General features: G+C 70.0%; 6 protein-coding genes. 2 read left to right on the top strand and 4 right to left on the bottom strand.

Annotated elements, in window-relative coordinates:
* Positions 1-93, bottom strand: a 93-nt coding sequence (locus ACIBU0_RS43765) for a biotin carboxylase N-terminal domain-containing protein (protein ID WP_280842533.1), incomplete at its 3' end; no start/stop codon positions are given.
* 366 nt (positions 94-459) lie between these two features.
* The gene (locus ACIBU0_RS43760; RefSeq protein ID WP_398830344.1) at positions 460-1,191 is read right to left on the bottom strand and encodes a response regulator transcription factor; all 732 of its coding nucleotides are present in this window, start codon (positions 1,189-1,191) and stop codon (positions 460-462) included.
* A gap of 574 nt (positions 1,192-1,765) precedes the next feature.
* Between ACIBU0_RS43760 and ACIBU0_RS43755 the strand changes: the two genes are divergently transcribed.
* On the top strand, positions 1,766-2,476 hold the full coding sequence (locus ACIBU0_RS43755) for a ScbR family autoregulator-binding transcription factor (protein WP_398830341.1): 711 nt from the start codon (positions 1,766-1,768) through the stop codon (positions 2,474-2,476).
* Here the strand turns inward: ACIBU0_RS43755 and ACIBU0_RS43750 are convergent.
* Both ACIBU0_RS43750 and ACIBU0_RS43745 read right to left on the bottom strand, forming a co-directional pair.
* Positions 2,422-3,501 (bottom strand): NAD-dependent epimerase/dehydratase family protein, encoded by a 1,080-nt coding sequence (locus ACIBU0_RS43750; RefSeq protein WP_398830338.1) that lies wholly within the window; start codon positions 3,499-3,501, stop codon positions 2,422-2,424. The genes ACIBU0_RS43755 and ACIBU0_RS43750 overlap by 55 nt on opposite strands.
* The gene (locus ACIBU0_RS43745) at positions 3,498-4,589 is read right to left on the bottom strand and encodes a ScbA/BarX family gamma-butyrolactone biosynthesis protein (RefSeq protein WP_398830336.1); all 1,092 of its coding nucleotides are present in this window, start codon (positions 4,587-4,589) and stop codon (positions 3,498-3,500) included. The genes ACIBU0_RS43750 and ACIBU0_RS43745 overlap by 4 nt, the downstream gene beginning before the upstream one ends.
* Before the next feature lie 119 nt (positions 4,590-4,708).
* On the opposite strand from ACIBU0_RS43745, the gene ACIBU0_RS43740 reads away from it, so the two are divergent.
* Positions 4,709-5,455, top strand: a complete 747-nt coding sequence (locus tag ACIBU0_RS43740) for a ScbR family autoregulator-binding transcription factor (RefSeq protein ID WP_398830334.1) — start codon at positions 4,709-4,711, stop codon at positions 5,453-5,455.
* The last annotated feature ends 545 nt before the right edge of the window (positions 5,456-6,000 follow it).

The following is a 6,000-nucleotide window of genomic DNA, read 5'->3' as shown; positions in this document are numbered from 1 at the left end:
GTAGACGGCCACGCTCGCGATCCCGGCGTCCCGGCAGGCCCGGGCCACGCGGACAGCGATTTCGCCACGGTTGGCGATGAGCACCTTGCGCACGACGGCCCTCTCCTCAATCGGCAGGAATTCTGGGATGATCAAGCGCGGCCGGGGGAATTCCCGTTCCGGACCGGCGCCTGAATACCTGTCCATCCTCCGAGTGGGGCCTCGGCGCTTTCAACAGCCGGCAATTAAGCCTTCGGACCAGATCCTCAGACGGGATACGGCTTTGTTGGCGCAGCGCCAGGCAAGTGTCAGGAAAGGGTCAGAAACCCCCATCGAACCGCCGCCCGGCGGAGAACGTACGACCGCCTCCGCAGAGCGTGTGCGAAGGAGCGGGCACAGCCGAAAGGGCGGGCTCCCCGAGGGGAGCCCGCCCTTTTCGATACCCGGCGGCGATGACGTCACATCCCGCCGGGTGAGGTGTCAGCCACTGCCGAAGCGGAAGCCCACTCCGCGCACGGTGACGATCCAGTCGCTGTCCCCCAACTTCCCGCGCAGGCTGCTGACATGGGTGTCCACCGTGCGCCGGGACCAGGAACCGCCCCAGACCTGCTGCATGATGCGCTTGCGGGAGATCACGGTCTCCGGATGGCAGGCGAGCAGGTAGAGCAGGTCGAACTCCTTGCGGGTGACCTCCACGACCCGGCCGTGCAGACTGACCTCGCGCGAGGCGGCGTCGATGCGCAACGGCCCGCGTAACACGACCTGCTCGGTGTGCACCTGCGGACGCGAGCGGCGCATGACGGCGTCCATACGGGCCATCAGTTCCCGGAAGCCGTAGGGCTTGACGAGATAGTCGTCCGCGCCGGCCTGGAGGCCCAGGACGCGGTCCAGCTCCGTTCCCCACCCCGTGACGGCGATGAGGGGCACGTCGCTCAGGGACCGGATGGAGCGACAGACCTCGAGACCGTCCAGGTCGGGCAGTTCGAGGTCCAGCAGGACGATGTCAGACCCCTGGTAGGCCTGCAGGGCGGCATTTCCGGTGCCGACACCCTCGACCTGGTGGCCGTGCCGGCGCAGTCCGGTGGCCAGGACCTCCATGTCACCGGCGTTGTTCTCGACGACCAGGACCCGCCAGTTCGTCGACGTCTTGCGGATCTGCGGCGGGACGGGCTTTCGAAACTCCAGAGTGCTGCTCGTTGCGCGTTGGCTCACTGCTCTCCCCCTGAACACGTAGTTCCCGCTCGAGCGCCTTGGCTCGTCGAGCCTAAAAACCTACCCCTCGGTTTGTCAAAAAAAGACTCGGTAAACTTACCTACCGTGACAACTGATGCCGTTTTTGCCGGAGTTGACACGAGATGAAGGATCAATTCCGCTCCATTGTGTGATCGGTCGCGGAATACTTGATCTTGCAACTGCGTAAATTTCGACCGTGAACCAAGTGCAAACGTCCACTGACAGCCACCGCGGTTTGTTCTTGGCGTCAGCAGTTGGCCATACCGGCCAGTAGATCGAGGGTCAATGGTCGGCTCTGCCCGATGCGTTGCACATCCCCCGTGGCGGTGGTAGACCGTCCGGGATGTTCTCGGCTGGCTGATTCCCTGCTTCCGCTTTTCCCTTGCCCTGGTCACGAGGTGGGAAAGTGTGATCTTCTGGGCAGTACTGACGGAGTGTCGATAGGAACGGGGCCGCCGACGGGACCGGCGCTCCCCCCGGGGGGACACTCAGCGTCCACAAACCAAACCGTCAAGTCCGTTTCCCGGGACGTGGGATGAAAGGATTCACGCAGGTGGGACTACAACAGGAGAGGGCGATCCGCACCCGACGGCTGATGCTCAAGTCGGCGGCGGAGGTCTTCGACCGCGAGGACTACGCCTCCGCCAGGCTCTCCGACATCAGCGCGCGGGCCAACATGAGCACGGGCGCGCTGCACTTCCACTTCGCGAACAAGGAGGACCTGGCCCAGGCCGTCGTGAGCGAGGCCCGCGGCATCCTGTGGCGCGCCTCGCGCCTCGCGTACGAGAAGAACTCCGAGCCGCTGCAGGCCCTCACCGACATCTCGCACACCCTGGGCCAGCTGCTGGCCTGGGACGTGGTGTCGAGGGCAGGGCTGCGACTGGACAACGACCGGTCCCGCAAGGGGCGCGAGCAGTTCCTCCACGCATGGCACGCCTGTGTCCACCGCCTGCTGGACCGCGCGCACCAGGAGGGCGGGCTCGCGGCGCAGGTCCAGCAGCAGGCGCTGACCTGCGCCATCGTCGCTTCCACCACGGGCATAGGCGTACTGATCAAGGGAGGAGAGGGCGACCGGATCCGGATGGCCTTCACGGGTTTCTGGCAGGGGTTTCTGCCGGGGCTCGCCGCGCCGGACGTACTCGGCACCCTGAACCCCGGCGGCACGAACGACGTGGTCGACTACGCGGTGAACGCCTCGCGTTATCTGCCCTACGACCCGGAGGACGCGGTCGGCACGGATGCGGCGCCCTCCGGGGTGACGTGACCCGGCCCGACTGCCGGACCCGGGACCGGCCGTGGGTTCCGGTACCGGTCGGCGTGGCGCGGGAAGTTCTCGGCGAACCCCGCTCCAGGAGCGCGGCCGAGGCGGGCCCAGACCGTGTCGTCCGTGAACCAGTGGTCCGTCGCCAGCAGTTCGAGATGGTGCCGGGCGAGCGGGTCGTCGCGGAGCCGGGCGCGGGCGGTCTCCACCGGAATGCCGGCGGCGGCCTCCGGAAGCAGACCGTACGTTTCGGCGACCGCCGTGAGCAGGTCCTCACCGGGCACCGGATCCGGGTGGTTGACGAAATGGACACGCCCCCCGCGGACCGCGGGTGCCAGCGCGGCCGAAAGCAGTACGTTCCCCAGAATCGCGGCGTCGATCATCGACTGCCGTCCGAGCTGCCCCTCCGGCCGGCCCCCGAGTGCCCGCAGCAGCGTCAGGACGCCGGGCACCACCCAGCGGTCCCCCGCCCCGTAGACCAGATGAGGGCGCAGCACCGTGCCGCCCGCCGCGAGGACGTGGCGCTCGGCCGCCGCCCTCGTCCGGCTGGTGTCCGACACCGGCGCGATCGGCGCCTGCCCGGGCCGCACCCCGCTGAACGGGCCCCGGCCGTGCACCGCCGCGGTGCTCAGGTACACGAACCGTTCGACCCCGGCCCGCCGGGCCTCCTCGACGAGGGCGTGCGTGCCCAGATCGTTGACCCGGCGCAGGAGTCGGGGGTCGCCGCCGACCTGGGCGGCGCAGTGCACGACCGCGTCGACGCCGTCGCAGACACCGCGCAGCGAGCCGGGGTCGGTGAGGTCGCCTCGTACGTACTCGACATCCCGTACATGCTCGTCGCCCCGTCCGTTCGCGACCGGGACGCCGTCGGGCAGCGGCGGACCGTCGGCCGCCGGCGAAGGAGACGCCGACGACGGCCGTGCGCGGACCAGTAACCGCAGCCGGACGCCCCCCGCGGCGCGGGCTGCGGCGACCACATGTCCGCCGACGAAGCCGCCGGAGCCCGTCACCAGAACGTGCCGGCTCACCTGCCGCCCCGGACGGCGCCGCTCAGGATCGCGGTGAAGACGGGCTCCTCCTGCTGCACGCCCTGCACGCGCAGCACCGCTCCCTGCTCCGCGCACCGCTCGTGCCGGGCCAGGATCCAGCAGGGCTCGGTCAGTTCGCAGTACTTGTCGAAGGAGATCCGCATCGACGCGGGGTGGAAGTCGTGCCCGGGCGTGAGCGCGGTGGCGGCCTGCCGTGCGGCTTCCAGGAGCACCATGCCGGGGACGTGGTCGTTGGGGCGGGCGAAGAGAGTGGGGTGGGTGGTGTCCAGGCGGAGCCGCCAGCCGGGGCGGTGCTTGGACAGGGCGAGGACGACGTCCTTGCGGTCGTCGCGGCCGGTCTCGTGCGGGGCGACGGCGGGGAGCAGCGGCACGGGACGGCCCGGGTCGGACATCCGCTCGCCGCGGAGCCTGCGGTAGACGCGGGCCGAGGTGCAGACCAGGATGCCCATACTGGTGGCGAGGACGCGGCCCAGCCGCTGGAAGCGCAGGTCGACCCGCATGCCGACGAGGCGGCCGGCGCGGAGCTGGACGTCGGAGCACTCGACCACGACGTCGATCGCGCCCGAGGCGCTGTGCACGGTGAAGTCCGGGGTCTCGACCCGGTATCCGAGCTCGCGCATCACGAACTGGTCGCCGACCGGGACCCCGAACTCGGCGTGGGCCAGCATCATCGTCGCCTGCCGGGTGGTCTCGGCGACGAGCAGCGGATCCTGACGGCCGTCGGGGAGCGGGGCGAAGAAGCGGTGTGCGGCGGGCCAGTGCACCGAGACGAGGAAGCGGTGCTCGGAAAGGCGCAGCCAGTCGAGGGGGAAACGATCCTCCGGATCCGGGCGGTGGCAGAGCTCGCCCGTGGCCCGGCCGTCCGGAGTCAGAACCGGGGAGTCGGTCCGGTATGCGGGGCGTACGGCGGTGTCGCCGGAGGGGATCGTGGCGGTCTGCGCGGGAAGCAGACCGGTGTGTCGTGCGGGGTGGGCCACGGCGGTGCGGTCGGATCGTTCGTGGGCCGGGTCCAGAACGGGACGGGCCTCAACAAAGCGGTTGACTACGGATATCGCGCCATCAGACATGGATTGCCCCCTGAGTCGATACATGCGGGGATCGTTGCCCCCTCGACAAAAGACTGGCAGTCCGGTTCTCTTTGCGCGGGGACCTGACCAAGCTCTGACATAGAAACAGGCACGGTGGCATGGCACGTCAAGCACGAGCAATCCAGACCCGTACGTCGATCCTGCTGGCGGCGGCCGAGGTGTTCGACGAACGGGGCTACAGCACGGCCACGATCACGGAGATCATCGCGCGGGCCGGCGTCACCAAGGGGGCGCTCTACTTCCACTTCACCTCCAAGGAGGATCTGGCCCTCGGGGTGATAGCGGCGCAGCTGGAGCTCGGGCCGTTGCCTCCGCAGCGGACGAGGCTGCAGGAACTCGTCGACCAGGGGCTGCTGTTCGCGCATCAGCTGCAGCACGACCCGCTGACCCGGGCCAGCGTCGGGCTCGCCATGGACCAGTGGAGCGAGAGCGCCGAGGGCGGCAACCCGTTCCACGGCCGCCCGTTCCAGTCCTGGGCGGACCGGCTGACGGAGGTGCTCGTCGAGGCGCGTGAGCGCGGGGAGTTGCTGCCGCACGTCGACCCGGCGGAGACGGCGGAGTTGCTCTCCGGGTCCTTCACCGGCATCCAGTGGACGTCCCAGGTCCTGTGCCAGCGCAAAGACCTGACGCGCCGGGTGATCGCCATGTTCCGCCACCTCCTGCCCAGCATCGCGATGCCCCAGATCCTCCCGACCCTGGAGCTGACCCCCGACCGGGCCGTGTCCCTCCTGGCCTCACGCGCCGCCGCCCTGGACGCCGAGGACACACCGCTCGACGAGGAGTACGACGAGCCCCTGGAAGAGGAGCGGGGCCCTGCCCCGGAGGGCGAGGACAGCGCCGCCTGACCGAGGCGACGCGCTCACGGCACGGCTGTACGGCAGGCTCGGTGGGGTACGGCACCAGGAAACCGACACCCCGGTCCCGTGCCGACCGGGCCCGCGCCGGCCGTAACCAAGGGCATTCAGACATCGAGCCGACTGACCACGCCCGCGTCTCGCTGCGGGCACCCGATCACAGCCGACCCCAATCCGACCGGAGCGGCACTCCGCCACCCGAACCGCCCCGACCGAACCGCTACGACGCCATGGTCGCCGGTCGGCTCGCTCGGCGGTTGCACTCCGCACTGGGCACACGCCCCTGGGGCAAACCCCGGCGCTACGACGGCGGACACGGGTCGTCGCGCGGGCCGGGCATGCGGTGTCGCCGCCGCGGAAGCCTCGGCACCCGGCCTCGCGACAGCCGCGCTTCGTGCAGCGCGGCCGCCCCTCTGAACCAACCCAACGCATCCCGCCTCAAGCGGCACTCAGCTGACACGGGTCGTCGCGCGGGCCGGGCATGCGGTGTCGCCGCCGCGGAAGCCTCGGCACCCGGCCTCGCGACAGCCGCGCTT

This window comes from Streptomyces sp. NPDC049627 (genome assembly GCF_044465645.1).
Classification (GTDB): domain Bacteria; phylum Actinomycetota; class Actinomycetes; order Streptomycetales; family Streptomycetaceae; genus Streptomyces.
This window is presented reverse-complemented; position numbering and strand designations above follow the sequence as displayed.